General features: G+C 57.7%; 23 protein-coding genes. 15 read left to right on the top strand and 8 right to left on the bottom strand.

What is annotated here, in order from left to right; translation table 11 throughout:
* Window positions 1-4: 4 nt before the first annotated feature.
* Both IF205_RS00895 and IF205_RS00890 read left to right on the top strand, forming a co-directional pair.
* A complete protein-coding gene (locus IF205_RS00895) occupies window positions 5-1,525 on the top strand; it encodes a PAS domain-containing sensor histidine kinase (RefSeq protein ID WP_259781403.1) in 1,521 nt (506 codons plus the stop codon).
* 134 nt (window positions 1,526-1,659) lie between these two features.
* Complete coding sequence (locus IF205_RS00890; protein WP_259781402.1) at window positions 1,660-2,088, top strand: DUF1636 domain-containing protein; 429 nt, start codon at window positions 1,660-1,662, stop codon at window positions 2,086-2,088.
* A gap of 20 nt (window positions 2,089-2,108) precedes the next feature.
* Here IF205_RS00890 and IF205_RS00885 read toward each other — a convergent pair whose 3' ends face one another.
* Window positions 2,109-2,885 (bottom strand): Crp/Fnr family transcriptional regulator, encoded by a 777-nt coding sequence (locus IF205_RS00885; protein ID WP_259781401.1) that lies wholly within the window; start codon window positions 2,883-2,885, stop codon window positions 2,109-2,111.
* 233 nt (window positions 2,886-3,118) lie between these two features.
* Between IF205_RS00885 and IF205_RS00880 the strand changes: the two genes are divergently transcribed.
* Complete coding sequence (locus tag IF205_RS00880) at window positions 3,119-4,294, top strand: PAS domain-containing sensor histidine kinase (RefSeq protein ID WP_259781400.1); 1,176 nt, start codon at window positions 3,119-3,121, stop codon at window positions 4,292-4,294.
* Between the two features lie 97 nt (window positions 4,295-4,391).
* Window positions 4,392-4,565 carry a hypothetical protein gene (locus IF205_RS00875; RefSeq protein WP_259781399.1) on the top strand — a complete coding sequence of 58 codons (174 nt, stop codon included), beginning with the start codon at window positions 4,392-4,394 and terminating at the stop codon, window positions 4,563-4,565.
* An 87-nt stretch (window positions 4,566-4,652) separates the two neighbouring features.
* On the opposite strand, the gene IF205_RS00870 is transcribed toward IF205_RS00875, so the two are convergent.
* The 4 genes from IF205_RS00870 to ectA all read right to left on the bottom strand — a co-directional run bounded on the left by IF205_RS00870 (window position 4,653) and on the right by ectA (window position 8,616).
* On the bottom strand, window positions 4,653-6,143 hold the full coding sequence (locus IF205_RS00870) for an aspartate kinase (protein ID WP_259781398.1): 1,491 nt from the start codon (window positions 6,141-6,143) through the stop codon (window positions 4,653-4,655).
* Between the two features lie 55 nt (window positions 6,144-6,198).
* Entirely contained in the window at window positions 6,199-6,606 is a 408-nt protein-coding gene (locus IF205_RS00865) for an ectoine synthase (protein ID WP_259781397.1), read from the bottom strand.
* Between the two features lie 37 nt (window positions 6,607-6,643).
* Entirely contained in the window at window positions 6,644-7,924 is a 1,281-nt protein-coding gene (gene ectB / locus IF205_RS00860; RefSeq protein WP_259781396.1) for a diaminobutyrate--2-oxoglutarate transaminase, read from the bottom strand.
* 131 nt (window positions 7,925-8,055) lie between these two features.
* A complete protein-coding gene (ectA, locus tag IF205_RS00855) occupies window positions 8,056-8,616 on the bottom strand; it encodes a diaminobutyrate acetyltransferase (protein ID WP_259781395.1) in 561 nt (186 codons plus the stop codon).
* 308 nt (window positions 8,617-8,924) lie between these two features.
* Between ectA and IF205_RS00850 the strand changes: the two genes are divergently transcribed.
* Window positions 8,925-9,413, top strand: coding sequence for a MarR family winged helix-turn-helix transcriptional regulator (locus IF205_RS00850; RefSeq protein ID WP_259781394.1), 489 nt, complete (start codon window positions 8,925-8,927; stop codon window positions 9,411-9,413).
* A gap of 3 nt (window positions 9,414-9,416) precedes the next feature.
* On the opposite strand, the gene IF205_RS00845 is transcribed toward IF205_RS00850, so the two are convergent.
* Entirely contained in the window at window positions 9,417-9,827 is a 411-nt protein-coding gene (locus tag IF205_RS00845) for a hypothetical protein (RefSeq protein WP_259781393.1), read from the bottom strand.
* A 240-nt stretch (window positions 9,828-10,067) separates the two neighbouring features.
* Here IF205_RS00845 and IF205_RS00840 point away from each other — a divergent pair, with 240 nt between their 5' ends.
* From IF205_RS00840 to IF205_RS00795, 10 genes are all read left to right on the top strand, one after another.
* Entirely contained in the window at window positions 10,068-10,520 is a 453-nt protein-coding gene (locus IF205_RS00840) for a c-type cytochrome (RefSeq protein ID WP_259781392.1), read from the top strand.
* A 24-nt stretch (window positions 10,521-10,544) separates the two neighbouring features.
* Window positions 10,545-11,888 carry a cbb3-type cytochrome c oxidase subunit I gene (locus IF205_RS00835; RefSeq protein WP_259781391.1) on the top strand — a complete coding sequence of 448 codons (1,344 nt, stop codon included), beginning with the start codon at window positions 10,545-10,547 and terminating at the stop codon, window positions 11,886-11,888.
* 90 nt (window positions 11,889-11,978) lie between these two features.
* On the top strand, window positions 11,979-12,761 hold the full coding sequence (locus IF205_RS00830) for a CbbQ/NirQ/NorQ/GpvN family protein (protein WP_259781390.1): 783 nt from the start codon (window positions 11,979-11,981) through the stop codon (window positions 12,759-12,761).
* A gap of 18 nt (window positions 12,762-12,779) precedes the next feature.
* A complete protein-coding gene (locus tag IF205_RS00825) occupies window positions 12,780-14,723 on the top strand; it encodes a nitric oxide reductase activation protein NorD (RefSeq protein ID WP_259781389.1) in 1,944 nt (647 codons plus the stop codon).
* 2 nt (window positions 14,724-14,725) lie between these two features.
* Window positions 14,726-15,301, top strand: coding sequence for a cytochrome c oxidase subunit 3 family protein (locus tag IF205_RS00820; RefSeq protein WP_259781388.1), 576 nt, complete (start codon window positions 14,726-14,728; stop codon window positions 15,299-15,301).
* A gap of 9 nt (window positions 15,302-15,310) precedes the next feature.
* On the top strand, window positions 15,311-15,601 hold the full coding sequence (locus IF205_RS00815) for a cytochrome C oxidase subunit IV family protein (protein WP_259781387.1): 291 nt from the start codon (window positions 15,311-15,313) through the stop codon (window positions 15,599-15,601).
* Between the two features lie 88 nt (window positions 15,602-15,689).
* Window positions 15,690-16,391, top strand: coding sequence for a Crp/Fnr family transcriptional regulator (locus tag IF205_RS00810; RefSeq protein ID WP_259781386.1), 702 nt, complete (start codon window positions 15,690-15,692; stop codon window positions 16,389-16,391).
* The gene (locus IF205_RS00805) at window positions 16,388-17,113 is read left to right on the top strand and encodes a Crp/Fnr family transcriptional regulator (protein ID WP_259781385.1); all 726 of its coding nucleotides are present in this window, start codon (window positions 16,388-16,390) and stop codon (window positions 17,111-17,113) included. Before IF205_RS00810 ends, IF205_RS00805 begins: the two co-directional genes overlap by 4 nt.
* Before the next feature lie 59 nt (window positions 17,114-17,172).
* The gene (locus IF205_RS00800) at window positions 17,173-17,748 is read left to right on the top strand and encodes a DUF2249 domain-containing protein (protein WP_259781384.1); all 576 of its coding nucleotides are present in this window, start codon (window positions 17,173-17,175) and stop codon (window positions 17,746-17,748) included.
* Window positions 17,745-19,064, top strand: coding sequence for a cbb3-type cytochrome c oxidase subunit I (locus IF205_RS00795; protein WP_259781383.1), 1,320 nt, complete (start codon window positions 17,745-17,747; stop codon window positions 19,062-19,064). Before IF205_RS00800 ends, IF205_RS00795 begins: the two co-directional genes overlap by 4 nt.
* Before the next feature lie 30 nt (window positions 19,065-19,094).
* Here the strand turns inward: IF205_RS00795 and IF205_RS00790 are convergent, their stop codons facing one another.
* Both IF205_RS00790 and nirK read right to left on the bottom strand, forming a co-directional pair.
* The gene (locus IF205_RS00790) at window positions 19,095-19,901 is read right to left on the bottom strand and encodes a formylglycine-generating enzyme family protein (RefSeq protein ID WP_259781382.1); all 807 of its coding nucleotides are present in this window, start codon (window positions 19,899-19,901) and stop codon (window positions 19,095-19,097) included.
* 38 nt (window positions 19,902-19,939) lie between these two features.
* Window positions 19,940-21,085 (bottom strand): copper-containing nitrite reductase, encoded by a 1,146-nt coding sequence (gene nirK / locus IF205_RS00785; RefSeq protein WP_259781381.1) that lies wholly within the window; start codon window positions 21,083-21,085, stop codon window positions 19,940-19,942.
* Window positions 21,086-21,136: the final 51 nt, after the last annotated feature.

Below are 21,136 nucleotides of genomic sequence, written 5' to 3'. Positions count from 1 at the left end.
GGCGATGCCAATCGTAGTCCTGTGTCATACGGAAAATCGGGCAATGCTGGAATCCTTGCAGGCGGCGGCGGGGGGCGATTTCCTGTTTGAGGCTTGGGGTGACAGGCGTGTTGGCGAGGCGGTAACCGGAAACGGCCTGGATCATGCGGATGCAGTTCTGATTGATCCGGACGCGACCGGCCCGGACAGGTTTTTCCTTCAGGTCAGGGAAAGATGTGCGGACATTCCGATATTCAATCTCTGTGGCGGGAGTGGGAAAGTCCGGCAGGCGCCTTCGGAAAAAGCTGGCTTCCTGCCGATGGCGCGCCCGATAACGCTGAGTGGCAGTGATTTGCCGCAGGCAGTCGACAGGATTCGCAAGGAAGTCATGTCCAGACGGCGGCGTCAGGCCGCAGCCTTGGTGTTGAAGCAGGAATCAAAGAAGATTTTTGCGGCCCGCAAGACCACCCTTCACCAGCTTCCCGTCGTGGATCAACTGATGGAGCATGCACCTATCGGCATCCTGCTGACGCGGGAAGATGGTGTCATTACCTACGCCAACCATTGTGCGGAAAACATGTTTGCCGCGCCGGACAAGACCCTTCTGGACAGACCGATTGCGTCACTCTTCGCCGGGCGGCAACGCAAAATGCTGGCGGCGATGTTCCGGGCGGGCAATGTCCCACCGGAAGAGCCGCTGGACCTGGTCTTCTCCCGGCAGGCCGGGGAGTTGGGCTATGCGACCCTGCGTATTGTGCCCGTCAATGCCCACAGGGATGCGACAAACCGCATGATCATCATCGAGGATGTGACCGACAAGATTGTCGCCCGGATTGAGGCCGAGGCGCATGCGCAAACACGGGCAGAATTCCTGGCGTCCATGAGCCATGAACTTCGCACGCCCCTCAATGCGATTATCGGCTTCGGGGAGATGATGTATGAAGGTGTCTTCGGCCCGCTTGACGCCAAATACCAGGAATATGCGGGCCATATCCTGTCGTCCGGCAGGCACCTTCTGGAGGTTATCAACGATACGCTGGACCTGGCGAAAATCGAGGCCAAACGGGTTGAGGTCGATCTGAGGGATGTCGATATCGCGCCCCTCCTGGAAGAGACGGTCAGATATGTGGAGCCTCAGTCGAACTCGAAAGGGATCGCGATCACAGTGAAGCTGCCTGAGAGCCCATTGAGTTTCCGGACCGATCAAAGGCTGCTCAGGCAGGTATTGATCAATCTTCTGTCGAATGCCGTCAAATATACCCCGGCGTCGGGCAAGGTTACGGTCGAGGTCAGGTGCCCGGATTCCCGGAGGCTTTCGATTGCCGTGTCGGACACCGGTGTCGGGATTGCGGAAGGTGACTTCGATTGCATCCTGGAACCTTTCGGACAGGTGCGCCGCAATCTGCAGATCGCCCAGGAGGGAACGGGACTGGGCCTGCCGCTGGCAAAACAGCTGACGGAGCTGCTTGGCGGAACGCTGTCGATTTCAAGCCAGGTCGGCATCGGTACCGAAGTCAGCCTGTTTTTCCCCCTTCGGGCCGCTTGAGCCATCGGTCATACCAAGGCGTTTTCATTGGGCAAATCCCGTCGTGTTGACTCACCTCAACGCAATTGAAACAGACTTCGGCTAGATTTACCCGATAAGAAGTCTAGGTTTTAATTATTTACAGGGGCATACCAATGGATAGCGCCCAGACGTTACCTGTGCATCTCACTGTATGCGGGTCCTGCATTGACACGCATTGCGAGGGTGAAGAAGGCCTTGGTGGCGGTGCAAAACTGCATACCTACCTGGAATACCAACTGGCAGATCATCCCTATAAGCCCTTCATCAAATTGCAGTCCCATCGCTGCCTCATGGCTTGCGCCCATGGCTGCACGGTGAGTGTCTGCTCAAAGGGCAAGATGAAGTATCTGCTGGGCAATCTGCCGGCGGACGAGAATATGGCGGCACAGATTCTCGACTTTGCCGCGCTTTATTTCGACTCCCAGACAGGTGTCACCCCCAATCATGAATGGCCGGGCACCATTGGCATGCATTTCCTGGGGCGTATTCCGCCGGTTGATCCTGTTGAAGGTGACTGGAACGATGAAGGGGGCGACCTTTGAGGGCCTGACGGCAGGTTGCCTCAGTTCGCCCGATGGGTGGGGAAGCCCGCCAGTTGCATCAGGGTAGGCTCGTCCAGGATTGCAAGACGCCGGTTTTTGATCCGGATGACCGATTGATCGGAAAGTTCCGCCACAAGGCGACCGGTATGGACGGCGGTCAGCCCGAGAAAGTCGGCCATGTGGTGTTGGCGCAACGGGAATTCCACTTCGAAGGGGTTTCCCTTTCCCCGGGCGGTGGCCCGGTCGCGAATACTAACGATGAAACGGCAGAAGCGTTCCATGGCAGACCGCCGCCCCAGATCGACAATCCGCTCATAACATGTCAGGCGCTCTGCCATGCATTTCTTCCACAGCGCCAGTTCCCAGCCTGTATGGGCCAGGGCAAGGTCGCGAAGCTGATGGCTGTCGAAAACACAGATCCGGCAGTCCGTGATCGTGTGAACGCCGTAAGGCAGTGACTCTTCCAGCATCAACGGCATACCGATCGTGTCACCATCCATGTAGATATCAAGAATTTGCCGCCCGCCGTCTTCCAGAAGCTGGAAGCTGAAGGCCCAACCGCTTTTGAGGACCATGACCTCGGTGGAGTCCTTGTTCGCCCAGTGAAGTGGCGTTCGCGGCCTTATGGCCCGCGTGTCCTGCCTGAGGGCGGTGATGGACCGCAGGCTCGCCTGGTCTGCGTCGGCATAGAATGAAAACTGCTGCGCATTGCAAAGGCTACATTCGGTGAACCGGTCTTGTGCTGTCTGGCTGCTGTCGCGCGCCATGCGGTGGCCTTTCTGTTTGTCTTTCAGCAATGCTCCTCTTCATTTGAAGCGCGTGGCTTAAAGAGCCTGGCCAAGCACTAGAGGAAATTTTACTAAAATGCCAAATACTTATTTCACCACATAGGTGGTCAATTTCGGTGACCAAATATCACCAAGACATTTCAGATACTTTGTTTAGCATCCAATCATAAAAATAAATGCGCGGTTTGTCGCGCGCATTGAGGCCAATCATTAGTAGCTGATATTTGTATGGGGCTTTCGCCGTGGGGGCAAAACAGCCAGACCTCAGTGACCATTTTTCCGCGATTCTGGACGGTATGTATCACGCGGTGGTGTCGACCGACCTGGATGGCCGTATCCTTATGTTCAATGCTGGGGCCGAACATTGCTTCGGGTTGTCGCGTCGAGATGTCATTGGCAGGGATGTGGGCATACTGATACCGCATCGCTACAGAGAGGCCCATAAGCAGCATTTCAAGGCATTCCTGTCGGATGTGTCGCGGGCGCGGTTGATGGGAAGCCGGAACGAGATCGTCTGCCTTCGCGCGGATGGTGAGGAGTTCCCCGCCGAAGCGTCCATTTTGAGAACGATCCTGGACGACCACATTCTCTGCACCGCCATCATCCGGGACCTGAGTGACCGCAAGAAATGGGAAAGAGAGCTTCAGGTCGCGCTGGACCGTGCGGAAGAGGCAAACCGGGTCAAAACGCATCTGCTTGCAAATCTGAGCCACGAATTGCGAACACCGTTGAATGCGATCATCGGGTTTTCAGAGGCGATGCTGGCCGGTGTCGGTGGTCAGGTGGACAATGAACGCCACCGCTCGTATCTGGGCGACATTCATATGAGCGGCCAGCATCTGCTGAACCTGGTGAATGATCTGCTCGACCTCTCGACCATAGAGGCCGGTGCCCAGGTTTTCGAAATGACGGCAATTGATGTGGCAGAGGTCTTTGAGAATACGAAGACGCTTGTAACCGGCGTGAAGCCGGACATGCCGACTATTTCCATGGATTTGCCGCTGGGCAGGCTTGCGGTCGAGGCCGATATCTCCTCTCTCCGTCAGGTCCTGGTCAACCTGGTCAAGAATGCGATCCGGCATACGGATGCGGCGGGCGTCGTTACGCTGGCCGCGCGACCGGATGAGGCCGGGACGGTCCGTATCGACGTGGCGGATACAGGCACGGGTATCGCCCCGGATGAACTAGACCATATTTTCGAGCCCTTTTACCGGGGGGAGGACGCCAGGAAGTCGGATGGACAGGGTGTCGGGGTCGGACTGGCAATCGTGCGCATGCTGGTGGCCAGGATGAATGGCGCCGTTTCCGTTCACAGTGTGCCCGGTGTGGGGAGTTGTTTTTCGATCCGGCTTCGCCGGGCGGTGCCGGACGAATCTCAAGGAAAAGGGGAAAGACAGCCGAGCCTCCAGCTTTGCTGATGTGACCGACAGGGGGAAAAATGAGACAGGTTTTCGAGGATGTAACAGGAAGTCCGATCGAAGAGTTCGCCGGGGAGGTAACGACGGAACGCGTCTGGTGTCAGGCAACATCAGGGATGTTTCCCAGGCGGTGCAGCAAACAGAGACGACGGCAGACGAAACCCGGCGAGTATCGGAAGAAATCGGTCAACTGCCGGAGAGCCTGGACGGTGAGGTGACGCGGTTTTTCAATCGTATCCAACAACGGTCCACATCAACCCAACAGCTTTAACGGTCTGGTCGGGTGACAGGTCTGGCAAGTGAGCAAAAAAAGCCCCGGCACAGGGCCGGGGCGTGAGGAGGTTGAACAACGCCAAATTCAGGCCGCCAGGTCTGCCTGAGCTTTTGGTTCCCGTTGTTTGGGTGACAGGTTCTCCGCCTGACTGACGAACTGGTCGTGCAGGATGGAAATGGCCTGTCTGAAGTCGCTTTCGGCGACAACGAATTGCATGTCGATCCCGCGGCTGGGGGCAAAACTGCCCAGAACGCTGACACCATCCTGCTTCAGACGGATAAGAGCGTCACCCAGCAGCGCCGCCGCATTCAGGTTGGCACCGATGACCGAGACGATGGAGACCTTACGGGTGTTGATCCGCGCATCCGGGTAGGCCTTGCCGATTTCATCGACACACCGCCGGACCTGCTTCAGCGGTGCATGCACGTAATAGGTCCGCGTGTTGGCGTTGATGCTGGAGGTTACAATCGACACCTTGAACCGTTTGAAGGTTGCCGAGGCGGCCTCACCCGCACCCGGAACGCCGACCATATCCTGATCGAAAACCTCTACCTCATAGGCGGAGTCCAGCCCGGTGACGATTTCCGCCTTGCTGACCTCCGGTGTCCAGTCGTCTTCGATGGTCGTACCCGCATGGTCCGGTTCGAAGGTATTGACCACACGCAATGGAATTCCTTTCTGGCGAAGGCCTTTGGCCGCCCGTGGATGAATGGCTTCCATCCCCATGTTGGAAAGCTGGTCTGCCACGTCATAGTTGGTACGGCCAATGGGGCGGACCTCATTGGCACCGACGATTTTCGGGTCGGCGCTGCTGAGGTGATATTCCTTGTGGATCAGGGCCTCTTTCGCGTTTGAGAGGCTGGCGATCCGCGCGAAGGTCACCTCGCTGTAGCCGCGCCCGTAAAGCCGCATCAGGCCCTCCGAACATTGGGCATAGCCGGTTACGATCGGCAGTTCCTGGGAAACGTCGATACCGTCGAAGGATTTCTCGATCCTCTGATCCAGGGTCAGCGACTGGTCCTGCTCCCGCCAGCCGGAGAGATCGACGAAAACGGCGTCGATGCCCTGACGGCGCAGCAACAGCATGGTGTTATGGGCGCTGTGGGCCTCGCCGATGGCGCTCAACATTTCACGCACGGTCAGCAGATGCTGTTCCAGTTTGAAATGCCCGAAGGTGCAAAGGCGATGCAGATCCATCAGGCAACTGCGCGTGCCCTCGACCCGCTCCTGAACAAAGGCATTCGCCAGATTGAGGTCGACGGTATCGGTGAAAATCTCCGCGTTAACCTCGGCCATTTTTCTAGCCACATTGGTCAGGGCATCGCCCCAGGCCCATTCACTTTCGGAACCGGCGTAAAGCGCATAAACCCCAGGCTCGCCGGTCTTCTTGTTTTCCAACAGCAGATTGGTCATGCCGCCATAGGCGGACACCACGAAGATACGGTTATAGAGCTCTTTACCGGTCAGCTTGCCGACCAGGACATTATTCATGACCGCATCGACTTCCGACATGGATGTGCCACCGATCTTGTGGACCGTATGGCGAGCCGTTTTTGGCTGTTCAGCCGCAAACATGGGATTTCCTTCCGTCTGGTTCCTGTCGCAGGGTGTCTGGTTGATACCTGCGGGATTAGGCGTTCTCTTTTTCCAGAGGCGCTTCATTTAACTGATAGGCACCGTCTTCGTCGTGAACTTCACGACCGTTTAGCGGCGGGTTGAAGACGCAGGCAAAGGTGATATCCGTCTTGCCGCGCAGCAGGTGCCGGTCATTCTTGTCCAGGATATACAGCGTGCCTGGCTTCAACTGGTAGACCTTGCCGTCATCCAGGGTTTCCACTTCGCCTTCGCCGGAGATGCAGTAAACGGATTCCAGGTGGTTCTTGTACCAGATCGGGGTTTCCGTCCCGGCATAGATGGTGGTGATGTGGAACGAGAATCCCATCTGGTCATCGCTGAGCAGCATCCGCGTGCTTTCCCAGGTTTCGGTGACGACATGGCGGGAGCTGTTCTTGCAGTTTTCAAGTGTTCTAACGATCATTGGTCTACCCTTGTTTGCTCAAATCAATGTCCGGCGATTATTCCGCCGCAGCCGCCTGCGATGCCTGACGGGCAAGCACCGTGGCGGTGGCTTCCTCCAGAATATCCAGGCCCTTGGCCAGGTCGGCCTCATCAATGATCAGCGGGCAGAGGCATTTGATGACCTCGTCATTGGGGCCGCTGGTCTCGATGATCAGGCCGTTCTTGAAGCATTCCTTGCAGATCGCGCCTGTGAGATCGCCATCGGGATAAACGAGGCCCTGCATCAGGCCGCGGCCGCGCAGCTTGAGGCCCAGTTCCGGAAAGCGTTCGGCAATCCGGCGGAAGCGGTTCGTCAGATAGTCGCCCTTTTCGCGGACGGATTCGGCGAATTTGCCGTCGCGCCAGAACAGGTCCAGTGCCGTCGCAGCGGTGACAAAGGCGTGGTTGTTACCCCGGAATGTGCCATTGTGCGCGCCCGGTACCCAGGCGTCGAGGTCCTTGCGGATCAGGGTGACGGCAAAGGGAAGGCCAAAGCCCGAGAGCGATTTGGAGAGCGTAATGATATCGGGTTTGATGCCTGCGGGTTCAAAGCTGAAGAAGGTGCCTGTCCGCCCGCAACCGGCCTGAATATCGTCCACGATCAGCAGGATATCATGCTTGCGGCAGACGGCTTCCAGATGGCGCAGCCAACCGAAATCAGCCGCCTTCAGGCCGCCTTCGCCCTGCACGCATTCGACAATAACAGCCGCCGGGCGTTCCACGCCGCTGGAGGCGTCGCTCAAGACCTGGTCCAGATAATCGGTGGTGTCATAGCCGTCACCCATATAGCCGTCGAATGGCATCCGGTCGACGCCGGTCAGTGCAACGCCTGCCGCGCCACGATGATGCTGGTTGCCCGTGGCCGCCAATGCGCCGAGGGTCACCCCGTGAAAGCCGTTGGTGAAGGCGATGATGTTGTTGCGGCCTTTGACCTGGCGCGCCAGCTTCATCGCGGCCTCTACCGCATTGGCGCCGGTCGGCCCGGTGAACTGGACCACATGGTCCATCTCACGCGGGGCCAGGATCACCTCTTCAAAGGTTTCCAGGAATTTCTCCTTGGCCTCGGTATGCATGTCCAGGCCGTGGGTGATGCCGCCGGACTGGATATAGTCCACCAGCGCATCGCGCAGTTTCGGATGGTTGTGGCCATAGTTGAGGGTCCCGGCACCGGCCAGGAAGTCCAGATAGCTCCGGCCGTCCCGGTCGGTCAGCCTTGCGCCGTCCGCCTGGTCGAAGACGACCGGAAAGGCGCGGGCGTAACTTTGGACTTCGGATTCGCGGCGTTGAAATACTGTCATCAATCTCTCGAATTTCTGACAGGCCGTGTTCGCTGTGCCAAAACAGACGCGCGGCGCCCTGACGGCCTGCCGTAGACAGGCGCCGCGCGTGTACTGATACTGTTGAAGCTGTTGGGGGAGCTTTGTCGGCCTTAGGCGACATCCTCCAGAGGCCTGTCCGCCTCCTCCATGTCGAAGGGGCCGATCTCCCACAGGATTTCGGTTTTTTGCTGTCCGTCGAAATGATCGTCCTCGTGGAACAAAACCTTCTGTTCGACATCCGCATCAAGGAAATCCGCGACAGAACTGAAGACACCCTGCGACGGTTTGTTGTCCGGCGTGATTGAGGTGTGCAGTTCCGTAATGTCGCCCTGTTCGGGGCGGTTCAGGATTTCCAGGATCATGCGGCGGCCCAGGCTGTTGCCACGGGCCTCCGGGGCGACGGCAACCTGCCAGATGAACAGGCGTTCGCGCGCGTCGGGAACGATATAGCCCGACACAAAGCCGCGAATTTCGCCGCCTTCTTCTGCAACGACGCAGGTGTCGGCGAAATGCGAACACTGCAACAGATTGCAATAGATGGAGTTTTCGTCCAGCGGTCGGCAGCGTGCAATCAGTTCGTGAATGGCGGTGCCGTCATCCGTGGCCGGCTTGCGAAACGTAAAGCCGCCTTTTGCGGCTCGCTTCATAACACGTACGGTGCCATCAGGCATCTTAAGTGTCCCTTTTTATTTCGATGATCGATTGATCTCGTGGGAAAATACATAGGAAAATGAAGCGTAGGCGTCAACAGTCAATCGGAAATTAATTTAGTTGTTTAAAATTAAACTACTGAAAAATATACGATATAATGTAAAATTGAGTAAGTCGTGATATAAAATTATATCGGTTCAAAATATAAAATTATATCGTAATTCGAACAAAATTCTTTTCGCGTGACCGGGGCTTTCCCTTGCACTATGTCTTTGGTTTATAAGGAAATGGTGTAAACTGGCCGTTTGTATGTGTGGGAGGCCTGCCCGTGGATCGTCTGAATGAGTCGCTGATTGCCCTGCGCCGTATTTTACGCGCGACCGACATCCATACGAAAAAACTGGGTAAGGCGACGAATCTGACCACATCCCAATTGCTGGTTCTGCAATCCATTGAAGAAGCGGGCGAAATGACGGTTGGCGAGATTGCCGCCAAGGTTCAACTGGCGCAGGCCACGGTAACCGCCCTGGTTGACCGTCTGCAGGGGATGAGTCTGGTCAAACGCGAGAAGGGCGCCAGTGACAAGCGCAAGGTCTATGTCCATTTGACGGAGGCCGGTCAGGACGTTCTGAACCGGGCTCCGATGGCCCTGCATGATCGCTACTCGGAACGCTTCGAACAGCTTAGCGATTGGGAACAGCATATGGTGATTGCCGTGCTGCAGCGGGTGGCGGGCATGATGGATGCGGAGGAAATCGACGCCGCGCCGCTTCTGGATAGCGGCCATATCCACCAGCCGGGCAAAGTCGACAGCTAGACCTCAGCCTTTCGGGCCAAGCATGCCCGGTAGCGCGCTTCCCTGTTCCCCGAAAAGATTTACCGCATTATTACACAGCGACTTTCGTGGTTGCGTGTCGGCCAGTGCGAGGGCCGATTTATGGGCGTCTGCAAAAACTGCGTGAATTGTGGGGTCTTTTGCCAGTTTGCTGCGGCGGATACCTGCGGCCTTGTAGACGACCTGGTCGGTCAGGGAATTGAATTCGAGGTTGCACAGGGTGCTGAAAGCATGAGCCTGCGCGGTATAGCGGATAACCTGTTCCTTCGGAAGGCTTGCGACATATTCCACGAATTTGACGGTCTGCGGGTCGCGCTGGCCCAGGGCGAGCCATAGAATGCTGCCAACCATGAGCAGTGCTGCGGTAAATGCGGTAATGCGCCAGCCGGTAATCATTATTTCCCTCATAGGTAGAATGTGATATCCTGACCACAGCAGTAAAGCAAAGCCTCTTACAGGCAGCATTGACTTTGCGCAAAACTGCGAAAAAAAGCCTGTGACCGGAAGGAAGTCCGACAAGGCTGTAAGGTTTTTATCTCAAAACTTGACGTGAATCATGTCGCTTAAAACGGTGGAATGATTGTCTGCCGGAACTCAGCAATCGCCACAATTGTGGACAATACGGAGACCGGTGAGATGAAAGAGCGCTTAACAATCAGCGCCGCTCGCAACATCTTCTACGGAGGGACGGTATTCTTTTTCGCGATTTTTATTCTGTTGGTTGTCCAGTCTGTCGCCAATGTCAGTGACACGACCCCCAACGGAGGAAAGGTCAGCGATAAAGTTGCCCTCGGCAAAGAGGTTTGGGAGCGGAATTCCTGCATTAACTGCCATACGCTATTCGGCGAAGGTGCCTATTTTGCCCCGGAACTGGGGAATGTCTGGATCCGCCGCGGCGGTGAGGAAGACCCGGAAGGGGCTGCTGACTTCATCAAGATGTGGATGAAATCCCAGCCGAGCGGCATTGAAGGCCGCCGGCAGATGCCGCAGTTCAACCTGACGGAAGAGGAATTGGACGGACTGGTCGAATTCTTCCGCTGGACCAGCCAGGTCAATACCCAGAACTGGCCGCCGACCGTCGAAGGCTAATCACGCGCATACCGAGGTGATGATATGAAATACCAAACCCAAAAGGTCGCGCTGTATTACTTTGTCGGCGCCCTTGTCCTCTTCGTGTCCCAGGTCGCCTTCGGCGTTCTGGCCGGTACGATCTACGTCATTCCGAATTTCCTGTCGGAAGTTCTTCCCTTCAACGTGATCCGGATGGTCCACACCAATGCTTTGATCGTGTGGTTGCTGATGGGCTTTATGGGGGCCGCCTATTATCTGGTCCCGGAAGAAAGCGAGACAGAACTCTTCAGCCCCAAACTGGCTGTGCTGCAGTTCTGGCTTTTCCTGCTGACCGCCGCCGGGACGGTGATCGGTTATATCTTTGGCATTCACGGTGGCCGTGAATTCCTGGAACAGCCCCTCTGGGCCAAGCTCGGCATTGTGATCGTCGCGTTGATCTTCCTGCTCAACCTGACCATGACGGTTCTCAAGGGCCGCAAGACCGCGGTCAACCTCGTGCTGCTTGTAGCGCTGTGGGGTGTGGCCGTCTTCTTCCTGTTTGCCTTCTACAATCCGACCAACCTGGTTCTGGACAAGATATTCTGGTGGTGGGTTGTCCACCTGTGGGTCGAAGGTGTTTGGGAGCTGGTTATGGCGTCCATCCTGGCCTTCCTGATGATCAAGATGACCGGTGTCGACCGCGAGGTTGTCGAGAAATGGCTCTATCTGATCGTCAGCCTGACCCTGTTCACGGGCATTCTGGGTACGGGGCACCACTACTTCTGGATCGGTACGCCGGGTTACTGGCAGTGGGTCGGTTCCGTCTTCTCCACGTTTGAGGTGGCACCCTTCTTCGCCATGGTCCTGTTCACCTTCTACATGGTCTGGAAAGGTGGTCGTCAGCACCCGAACAAGGCTGCTCTGCTCTGGGCGCTGGGTTGCTCGGTCTTTGCCTTCTTCGGCGCGGGCGTCTGGGGCTTCCTGCACACCCTGTCGTCGATCAACTACTACACGCATGGCACCCAGATCACGGCGGCCCATGGTCACCTGGCCTTCTACGGCGCCTATGTGATGGTGAACCTGGCAATCATGACCTACGCGATGCCGCATCTGCTGGGCCGTCAGCCCTATCGTCAGGTGCTGAACATGTGGGGCTTCTGGATTGCCTCGTCGGGCATGGCTTTCATGACCTTTACCCTGACCTTTGCCGGGACGGTCCAGACGCATGTACAGCGCGTCATGGGTGAACCCTACATGGACACCCAGGAATATCTGTCGCTGTTCTACTGGATGCGTCTGGGTTCCGGTGTGGTGGTTGTGTTCGGTGTGCTCCTGATCGTCTACGCCCTGCTGGTCCCCGGCCGCCAGCGCGTTTCGATCAAGACCGCGGCACAACCTGCCGAATAACTCTTGATCCTCCAGATGGGGAGGGGCGGTTTCCCCCATTCGACTGCCCCTCCCCATTCCCAATATCTCAAGCCAACGGGACAGAAAAAAATGACAAATGCGCTTCCCTACTATGCGGCGAACGGCAATGAGGTTTCCCTGTTTGAACATGCCTTCCGCAACAAGCTGCCGATGCTGCTGAAAGGGCCGACCGGCTGTGGCAAGACGCGCTTTGTCTGCCATATGGCCGAACGCCTTGGACTGCCGCTGCACACCGTTGCCTGCCATGATGATCTGACCGCGGCAGACCTGACCGGGCGTTATCTGTTGAAGGGCGGTGACACAGTCTGGGCCGATGGCCCGTTGACCCGCGCCGTGCGTGAAGGCGGTATCTGTTATCTGGACGAGGTTGTTGAGGCGCGCAAGGACGTGACCGTCGTGCTGCACCCGCTGACCGACGACCGGCGTATCCTGACCCTGGAACGCACCGGGGAGACCCTTCAGGCCCCCGATAATTTCATGCTGGTGGTGAGTTATAACCCCGGCTATCAGAATGTTATGAAATCCCTGAAACCCAGTACCCGACAGCGGTTTCTCGGTATCGAATTCGACTTCCCGCCAGCGGAGGTGGAAATCAAGGTTGTCGCCCGTGAAAGCGGGTTGGATGAGGCCCGTGCCGCAACCCTGGTGCAGCTGGCCGCACAACTGCGGGCCATGAAAGGCCAGGATCTGGAAGAGGGTGTGTCCACGCGTCTGATGATCTACTGCGCGACCCTGATCCGCGACGGTATGAAATTCGACGATGCCGTGCTGCACGCCATGATCGAACCTTTGACCGATGAGCCGGATGTGAAGGCCGGTCTGATGGAGGCGGTACGCGTTACCGTTGGTTGAAGGGGGAGGTGATCGGTCATGTCGATCCTGGATATTCTGGAAGTTGAGGAATTCGTAGGCAAGCATTGGGACCGGATGGTCGCCGATGTGGACAGCTTTACCCGTTTTCAGGAAGATGCGGTGGCCCTTGACGACGTGAAAAACGCGTTGGCCGTTTTCTTCCGGGCACTTGGCGGTTCCGGCGGTGTCGAGATCGCCGCGGCCGGGCAGGAACGGTCCGGCCACCGTCTGACCTTCCGGCAGAAACTGGGGTCGGACGGGGAACGTCTGCCCCGGCCCACCTATGACGGTGTTACGATGCGCCTGCCGGATCGGGTGATGGCTTTTCCGTCGAAAGAGTTGAACCGGAAACTCTATTTCTGGCTCGCCGCCTATTTTGCCTCCGCACCCTTGCCGACGGCTCGTGGCGGCAATAGGGGGCTGACAGAAGACCTCGCGCTGCTGCGTGCAATCCATGCGGCGACCGACAAGGCCTTGAATCGGTTCCCGGGCCTGCGTCCGATCCGGGACCTGTTGGCGGCGGCCCATCTTCGGCTTCGCCCGAACCGTCCGTTGCCGCCAACGGAACAGGCGGTTGAACAGGTCATCCGCCATATGCTGGGTGATGACCTGCCGGATAATCCTTTGGCGCATGCCATGTGGGGAATTGTGACCGGTGGTGCAGACAGTATCAAAACGGCGGGCCGTTATCGCACCTTCCTGCCGGTTCCCCTGTGGGGCGAGGCGCTTGAAAAGGCTCCCTCTTTGCCGTCGACCGGCGATGAGGATGACGAGATGCCGGAGGATGGCCAGTCCGGTAACGATCCGTCCAACCAGAAACGCCGGGCACAGCGGCGCGAGCTTGATCAGGCGGAACGGGACGATGGCTTTGCCCTGCATATCTATGACAAGCTGCTGGCCGTCGTGGATATGTTGAACCTGAACCGCAACGTGGATGACGACGATATCGACGATGCCTTGCAGGCCGCCGACGATCTGGATCAGCTCACCCTGGCCAAACACGACCAGAAACCTGCCTCGCGTCTGAAAATGGATCTGGACCTGCCCAGCGATGAGGTGGACGAGACCCGGCTGACAGCGGTGCGCACGGTGCCGGAATGGCATTACCGAAAGGCAAAATATCTGCCTAACCATTGTGCTGTTGTGGTGCGGACCGCGGCGGAGGACAGCGACGATATCTGGCAGCCGGATGAGGCCGCCGTCCGCCGCATTCGCCAGGTCAGGCGTCAGTTCGAGGCCCTTCAGACACAGCGTGAAACCTTCCGCAGGCAACCCGATGGGGCGGAAATCGATATCGAAGAGGCGGTTCGCGCCCGGGCGGAACTGGCCGCCATGGGCACGGCGTCTGACCGGCTTTATTGCCAAAGCCGGGTGGCGAGCAGGGACCTTGCCGTATCGGTGCTGGTGGATGTTTCGCTATCCACCGATAGCTGGCTGAGCAACCGCCGGGTGATCGACGTGGAAAAGGAGGCCCTGGAGACTTTTGCCTTCGGGCTGGAGGCCTGCGGAGATGATTTTGCCATCAATACCTTCACCTCCCGCAAGCGGAACTACGTCCGTGTCGAACGGGTGAAATCCTTCGGGGAAAGCTTTTCACCTGTGGTCCGGCGTCGGATTGCGGCGCTGAAACCCGGTTTTTATACCCGTATAGGGGCGGCTGTCCGTCTGGCGGCGGAAGAACTGGCGGAACGTCCCAACCAGCAAAAGCTTCTTTTGGTGATCACCGACGGCAAACCCAATGACGTGGATCATTACGAAGGCCGCTATGGTGTGGAGGATGCGCGCAAGGCAATCCAGGAAGCGAAACGCATGGGCCTGATCGTTTTCGGGGTGACGGTCGACCAGAAGGCGCAGGACTATTTCCCCTATATATTCGGGCGCGGCGCCTACCAGATCGTCAGTCATGCGGACAAATTGGCCGCAAGCCTTCCCCGGATATACCGGCAGTTGACGAAGGTATGACCATGGCGGACCAAAGCACCGAACTGGAAGAGGGTGGCTGGGGGGCGTTGGATCGGCTTCCCGGAAATCCGATGATGTGGATTCTGATCATCAGTGAACTGGCGGTCTTCGGGGCCTTTTTCGTGATCTTTGCGACAAACCGCCTGTTGGAACCGGATCTCTTTGCCCAATCCCAGGCCCATCTTTCCCGGTTGATGGGGGGATTGAACACCATGGTTCTGGTGACAAGCGGCCTGTTCGCCGCCCTGGCCGTGCCCAGAATCATGCAGGGCGACCGGCGGGGCTGCCGTTTGTGGCTGTTGGCGGCCTGTGGCGGTGGCTTGGTCTTCCTGACCTTGAAAGCGGTGGAATATGGTGACAAGGCGGCATCGGGGATCGGCATCGAAACCAATACCTTCTTCACCCTGTTCTATCTGCTGACGGGGTTTCATGCCCTGCATGTGGTTTTTGGTCTGATCCTGATGGGGATTGCCATGTGGCGATGTTCGACCAGCAATGTGGTGACCGTGACGGCCTTCTGGCACATGGTCGATCTGATCTGGGTGATCCTGTACCCGGTCGTCTATCTGATGCGGTGAGGCGGAAAAATGGCAGCGAATGTTGGGAAAAAGAGATTGTTTGCCGCCTGGGGGCTTCTGGTTGGCTTGACCATGGTCTCGATCGTTGGCGGTAAGGCCGAAACCGGGGCGATGACGACCCTTGGGCCGCTGCTGTTCGCCCTTGTGATGGTGGTGACGACAATCAAGGCCCATCAGATTTTGAACGTCTATCTGGGGCTGCGCCATTCCTCGGCGGCCTGGCGTGCCGGTTTCGGACTGTCCATCTGGTGTTTGTGCGGTATTCTTTGGGGGATATATGTTCTGGATCAATGGTTGTGATCTAAATAGTTGATAAAATCACTGCACAAATGTGGTGCGGATTGTCATAATCCGCACCGTTGTCTGTTGTGTGGCGAAGGACGAGAGCGTGGAAGCAGTATCCCCAAAAAATAGCGGTAATGCCCGTGGCGGCCTGCTGCCGGAGGCCCTTTGGGCCGAATTGCAGAAGTCGGCGAGTATCCGGGAATATGCGCCGGGCGATGTTATCGTCGATGCGGGCGACCAGTCCGCCGATCTCCTGAAAATTACTGCCGGCCATGTGAAGCTGATGCTGGTGGATGACGGGGGCAGCGGTGAAACCGTTGAAGTGCTGGACAAAGGGGCTGTCTTTGGCGAAAGCGCGCTGACGCGAGGGGCCGTTTCGATGACCCGCGCAGTGGCGTTGAGCCGGGTGCGTCTGCTTTGCCTGCCGGGGGCGGCAATCCATCGGCAACTGGCCAATGATCCTGAAAACGCCCTGGCGACGCTTGCCATTATTTCCGCCAATTTGCGCCGTTTGCTGCAGCAGGTCACGGAACTGAAGCTGAAAAATACCGCACAGCGCTTGGGCATGCTGCTGCTCAGCCTCAGTGATCAGAACGAAGGGGCGGCAACAATCAAACTGCCATACCGGAAGCAGGATGTTGCGGACAAACTTGCCATGTCACCGGAAACCCTGTCCCGTTCCTTTGCAAAGCTTGAGAAGGCCGATATCCGCACGGAAGGCCATCGCGTGGTTCATATCGGGGATATTGCGAAACTGGCAGAATTCTGCGGTATTGACTGGGGCGATCTGGAGAATGTGAAATGAATGCAATTTACCGGACCCCGGAAGCAGTGGATTTTGAAGGATTAAAGGAAATCCCGCTGTTTTCCCATGTGGATGTGGACTGCCTGCAGGACCTTCTGGCGTCCGACAGCGTGCAGGAATACGGTACGGAGACACTGCTGTTCAATGCGGGGGACGAGGCTGATTGCTTCTATGCCGTGTTGCAGGGGGCGGTTCATCTTCTGGTTCTGACCGAAGACGGCAGCGAGGGCGTGGTTCGCATCATTCGCGCCGGTGAAAGCTTTGCCGAAGCCGCCATGTTCGGGTCCGGCCGTTTCCCGGTCAATGCGGAGGCGCAGGCGGATACGGTTCTGGTGCGTATCGACAAGGCCCGTCTGATGAGCGTGATTGGCGACCGTCCCGAATTGCTGGTCGAGATGTTCGAGGCGCTTGCCGCGCATCAGACCTTCCTGACGGAAGAGGTGCTTCGACTGCGCACCCAGTCTCCGGCGCAACGTCTGGCGTCTTATCTGCTGACGGTCTATGAGGTCACGGACTGGCAGGGTAAGGGGCAGCTTCCGTTGCATAAACAACTGATCGCCGGGCGGATCGGCGTTGATCCCGCCACCCTGTCGCGCGTCTTGCGGCGTCTCGAGCCTGCGGGGATCATCTGTCGTGGCAATGACGTTCAGGTCGAGGATATCGAAGGTCTCCGCGACTATTGCGAATCCTTTGGCGGGCGGCGTTCCTTCGCCAGCCTTTGAGAACTTCTTTTTGACGTAAGACAAAGCAAAAGACCCTGTCGGGCGCTAAGCTATTGCGTATGACTGATACGCGACATGTCCCAAAACCCGACTGGGTGAGCCAAGTAGATACCGCGCCGGCATTCGATCTGGACGCGGACGCCTTGTTGCGGGCCGGAGAGTTTCCCCTGACGATCGTACAGGACCACCTGGCCGATCTTGGTGCGGACGGAGGAGGGGTTTTGCGCTCGTCCTTCGACCCGTCGCCCTTGATCCGTGCCCTGGAACGCGGCGGCTATGACTGCTGGACGTCCGAGGATTGCACGGGAAAGACGATATTGCGTGTTCGAAGGGCTGCGGCGGACGAGGGTGGAATACGCCCCTCCGAGACCCTCGACAGTGATGAAGGAGAGCGTTTCTGGCTTGAGGGCGAGGAACTGCATATGGATGTCCGGCAGATGCCACCCCCCATGCCGATGATCGCGATTCTGGAGTTTCTGGACAGCGGCGCGCATGAGGGAGCGGTCTTCGTACACACACCGCATTTTCCGGTGCACCTGCTGCCCGAACTGGAAGAGCGCCATGTTCAATGGCAGTTGGTGACCGACCAACCGAATGAATCCATCCTGCGTTTGACAAGAGATACCCTTTCGTGACGTCAATTCCCCTGTCCAATATTGGACCCTCCCTGAACCGCCCCGCCCTGATCTGTTCTTTCTTCGGATTGGGGCTGGTCGGGCATTTGGTGGCCTGGGTCCTGTTGGGAGTGGCGGGGGAGGATGCACTCTTTGCCACGATCGGGCCGGGCCCGGCCTTTGCGGCCCTGCACGCGATGACCGGTGGTACGCTGCTGCCGATTGCAATCGGGGCCTGCTTCCAGATGCTACCCGTGTTGTGCCAATGCCAGCCACCCCGCACAGGCGGTGGCTGGACGGTTTTTGCGTTGATCGCATCGGGGCAGAGCCTGCAGATTTTCGGCCTTGGCACATATATGACCCTTCCCCTGGCCGCAGGCGCGGCGTTGACCGCCATCGGTATCATTCTGTTCATAGGATTGCTGGTGCCGATCTTGCGGCATGGTGACTTCCATCACTATCCCGAAACACGGCTCGGCACCGTGCTGGCGCTGGCCTGCATGGGGTTGGCCCTGGCTGTTGGGGCAGGCATAGGGTTCAATTATGTCTATCCCTGGCTGGACCGACCGGACATTGCCGGCCCGGTTCATGGGCTGCTTGCCACCTATGGCTTCATGGGCTTTCTGGTCCTTGGTTTCAGCCCCTTCGTCCTGCCGATGGTTTTTCTGGCAAGGCCGCGGGGAACCAGGATTGGACAGCCTGTAATCGCATTATCTGTCGTCAGCCTCCTGGTCGCCCTGGGCGGGATCGTGACAGAGAACAACCTTGCCCTGCTGGGTGCATCCTTCCTCGCCTTCATTGTTGCTGGCCTGCATGTTTTTCACATGGAAGGGGTGTTGAAGGGGCGAATGCGGCGTAAAGGCATGGATACGGCCTTTCTCTGTCGTTTGTCCTGGGGCGGTCTTGCAGCTTCTCTCCTGACTGCCATTGCCGGGCTGCTTGGACTGCTGGGAGAGGATTGGCTGTCTGTTTTCGCTGTCCTGGCCTTTTACGGCTGGCTGCTCAGCTTTGTGGTGGCCGTTATTGCCCGGATTCTGCCTTTCCTGGCGGCGATGTATACCGTCCATTACTGTCGCCAGCCTGCCTTGGTCACCGCCCTTTCCGCTAAATGGGTGCCTTGGGCCCAACTCGGCTGTCATACGACGGCACTGGTGTTGGTGACGGCGGCCTGTGTCTTCAAAAATCTGCCCTTGCTCTGGGCGGCGAGCCTTATCGGCAGCGCATCGGCCCTGCTTCTGTTGAGCCATGGGCTGTTGATCCTGAAGCGGGCCATCAGCCATCGCCGCAAGGTCGGCGGGAAAGCACCCGTCACAAGCGGTTCCACCGGTTACGTATAATGCTGAAAATGATGTAGCGGGGGTTGAGGCTTACAGCTCGCGTACGATGCGAAAGCCGATATTGTCGATGGGACGGCCCGTACTGCAGCCGCCGCTATAGGTTTCGCCGACGAAGAAGGGAACATGGCCGCGTTCGATCCCCTGGACAACGCGGTTGGCGCAAAGCTCAGGGTCTTCAAGTTCCTTGATGGAACGGGCATGTTTGTTTTCAATGTCGGAATTGAACCAGCATGTCATGGTCCATTCCCAGACATTGCCTTTCACATCCGACACGCCCCAGGGCGTTTGGCCGAAAGCGCCGATCTTTCGCATGCGGCTGGTGCCGATCGTTGTCGTGATGTTTCGTTCAAAGGACCATTTTTCAAGCTTTTCCCGCGTGACATCGGTCCCGGAGAAGGCGACATAGGCCCATTCCTCTTCCGTGGGAAGGCGGTAGCTTTCGCCGGTAACGCTGGACAGCCAGCGTGTGAATTGAAAGGCCTCGAGCCAGTTTACATTGGTGACCGGCTGGTCGTCTGTCTGATAGCTGCGGGTCTTGGCGGCATGAGGACAGCCGCCTGCCTGATAACAGCGGTTCCATTGGGCAATGGTGATTTCATAGCGGCTGATTTCAAAGTCACTGGCGATCTTTGCAGGGCGGGACATATAGTCGATGCCAAAAGCACCGGCAACGGCAATAGTCAGGTTATAGGAACCTGACTTTACCGCGACCATTTCAAGGTTGGGAAGAAGGTCAGTGGCGCCAGGCTTGTTGTCCAGTACGGCTGAGGCTGTGGTGATTGCGATTGCCGTTAAGGCCGCTACCCCGCCGATATACAGACTTGCCTTGCGCCACATGACCCTATTCTCCACTGCGGTAGATTGCTATACGCCGGTCACGAGGTGATCGCGCGCGGTTTGGATACCTGGGTCATCAGGTTGTCGTCCCATTTGCCATCGACGCTGAAATGCGCGGTGGCCCCTTTGACGACGGCCTCGATGAGGTTGTGGTTCACATAGGCGTAGATGCCCGGCTGGCGGAATTTGTAGAGTGCCGCACCAGCGGAACCGCCTGCGATATGCCAGGTCTCCAGGTTCGTTGCCGGAACGTCCTGGAAGGAACCCGTCGGCCAGACATAGTCACCATGGCCGCCGATCAGGTGCGGACGGGTGTCGCGGTTTGCCTGGGAGTGGATGATCAGGACGTTTTCACCGACTTTTGCCTTCATGGCATTGTCACCGGTCAATGCGCCGACGCGACCATTGAAGACCAGGTGGCTTGGCGTCAGTGTCGCCATGGATTCCATGCAGTCGCCATAGTCTTCGGATGCGGTTGCATATTTCTTGTATTCGCCGTTTGCATCCTTCGGCAGGTAGAAATCCTGCTCGCCGACATAGTAGGCGCGATCATATTTCAGCGGGCGGCCCTGGCCGTCTTTCAGGCCGTCGCGCGGCAATACCATGATGGCGCCATTCATGCCGTGGACGACGTGATAGGGGATCATGGAGCCGCCGGGCGCGCAGTGATAGACAAAGACGCCGGCGCGGGTTGCCTTGAAGCGCAGAACGACTTCTTCACCCGGGGTGATGTGGGTCAGGCCGCCGCCGCCCAATGCGCCCGTGGAGGCGTGGAAGTCGATGTTGTGTTCCAGTTCGTTGCTTGCCGGGTTGACCAGCGTCAGTTCGACATAGTCGTCCTGGTGGCAGACGATCAGCGGGCCCGGTACGGTGCCTTCATAGGAGAAGACCCAGGTTTCGTTGCCGTCATCGTCAACAACGGTTTTCTTTTCTTCGATAACCATCCGCACTTCGACCACTTTCGGGCCGCCTTTGGCAACCTGGTCATGTTCGGGGACGAAGGGCGGGGCGACGAGTTTCTGTTTCACGCGCGGCAGACTGTCGATGTCTGTCGGTGCGGTAGCCGCATTGGCCTGGGAAATCAGGCCGGACCCCACAAGGCCGATGCCAGCGGCAACGGTGGTGCCTTTCAGCAGAGTTCTACGCGAGACGCCTTGTTGTTCGGTGGCGATTTTATCGGTCATTTCTCTTCCTCCAATAACCGTGCGATTATTCGCAGTTACTGAAGCGTTGGT

Source organism: Aestuariispira ectoiniformans (assembly GCF_025136295.1).
Taxonomy (GTDB): Bacteria; Pseudomonadota; Alphaproteobacteria; order UBA8366; family Aestuariispiraceae; genus Aestuariispira_A; species Aestuariispira_A ectoiniformans.
The sequence above is the reverse complement of the archived record's forward strand: the minus strand, read 5'-3'. Positions and strand labels throughout refer to the sequence as shown.